General features: G+C 67.1%; 2 protein-coding genes. Both read right to left on the minus strand.

Annotated elements, in window-relative coordinates:
- The coding region (locus tag I5E_RS19000) for an ABC transporter ATP-binding protein (RefSeq protein WP_022908384.1) at positions 1 to 864 on the minus strand (864 nt) is incomplete at its 3' end.
- 75 nt (positions 865 to 939) lie between these two features.
- Positions 940 to 1,781: BMP family lipoprotein (locus I5E_RS19005; RefSeq protein ID WP_022908385.1), on the minus strand; the 842-nt coding region annotated here is incomplete at its 5' end.

Consider the following 1,781-nt stretch of genomic DNA (forward strand, 5'->3'; position numbering starts at 1 on the left):
CCCGGCGATGGCGAGGACCTCGCCGCGCCGGACCGTGAACGAGACGTCGTCGACCAGCACGATGCCCGACGGGTCGGTGACGGTCAGCCCGTCGACGACGAGCGCGTCCTCGCCCTCGGTGGCCGGCGCCTTGTCGACGACGAGGGAGACGGCGCGGCCGACCATGAGCGCCGCGAGCTCGTTGTTCGTCGCGGTCGGCGACGCCTCGCCGACGACCTTGCCGAGACGGATCACGGTGATGCGGTCGGCGACCTCGCGGACCTCGCGGAGCTTGTGGGTGATGAAGACGATGGCGGTGCCGGCGGCGCGGAGCTGCCGCATGATGCCCATCAGCTCGTCGGTCTCCTGCGGGGTGAGGACGGCCGTCGGCTCGTCGAACACCAGCACCTTCGCGTCGCGGGACAGCGCCTTGATGATCTCGACGCGCTGCTGCACGCCGACGGGCAGGTCCTCGACCTTGGCGTCGGGGTCGACGTCGAACCCGAACCGCTCCGAGATCTCGCGGACGCGCTTGCGGGCGCCGGCGAGGTCGAGCCGGCCGCCGAACGCGGTCTGCTCCTGGCCGAGGATGACGTTCTCCGCCACGGTGAAGACGGGGACGAGCATGAAGTGCTGGTGCACCATGCCGATGCCGGAACGCATGGCGTCACCCGGGCCGTCGAAGTCCTGGACGACGTCGTCCAGCAGGATCTCGCCCTCGTCCGCCTGGTACAGGCCGTACAGGACGTTCATCAGGGTCGACTTGCCGGCGCCGTTCTCCCCGAGGAGACAGTGGACCTCACCCGGCTCGACGGTGAGCGAGATGTGGTCGTTGGCGACGAGGGGGCCGAACCGCTTCGTGATGCCGCGGAGTTCGAGCTTCATGTTCTCAGAGTCTGTTTCTGTGATCGGCGCACGGAAACGCGGGCGAGGGAGGGTCCCCCGCCCGCGTCCACCGGACTACTTGACGGTCGCCTTGGTCTCGACCTTGATCGACCCGTCGATGATGCCCGACTTGATGGTGTCGAGCTCCTTCTCGAGGCCGCTGTCGACCTTGTCGGCGTAGTCGTGGAACGGCGCGATGCCGACGCCGTCGTTCTTCAGCGTGCCGACGTACGGCTCGTTGGAGTACTTCTTGTCGGCAGCCTGCTCGACGACGTCCTTGACGGCGGGGCGCATGCCCTTCTCGACGGACGTGAACGCGATGTCCTTGTAGCGCGGGTCGGCCTCGTACAGGTCGCTGTCCGCACCGATCAGCACGGAACCGTTGTTCGCGTCCTTGATCGCCTCGGCAGCGGACTGGTAGATCGGGCCACCGACGGGCAGGATCACGTCGGCGTCCTGGTCGATGAGGGTCTGCGCGACGGCCTTGGCCTGGGTGCCGGCCTCGAAGCCGCCCGTGAACGAGCCCTTCTGGCTGTCGACGTCCCAGCCGACGACCTTGACGTCCTTCGACTTCTGCTCGTTGTAGTACTTCACGCCGTCCGCAAAGCCGTCCATGAAGATCGTGACGGTCGGGATCTGCATGCCGCCGAAGGTGCCGACGACGCCGCTCTTCGAGTACGAGGCGGCCGCGTAGCCGGCGAGGAACGCCGCCTGCGAGGTGTCGAACGTGATCGGCTTGACGTTCTTGGCGTCGATCGAGTTGTCGTCGATGATCGCGAAGTCGGTGTCGGGGTTCGCGGCGGCCTGCTTCTTCGTGGCGTCGGCGAGGTTGAAGCCCACGGTGACGATGAGGTTGCAGTTCTGGCCGATGAGCTGCTCGATGTTCGAGTCGTAAACGGTGGCGTCCTTGGACTCGG

This window comes from Curtobacterium sp. B18, assembly GCF_000333375.1.
Classification (GTDB): Bacteria; Actinomycetota; Actinomycetes; order Actinomycetales; family Microbacteriaceae; genus Curtobacterium.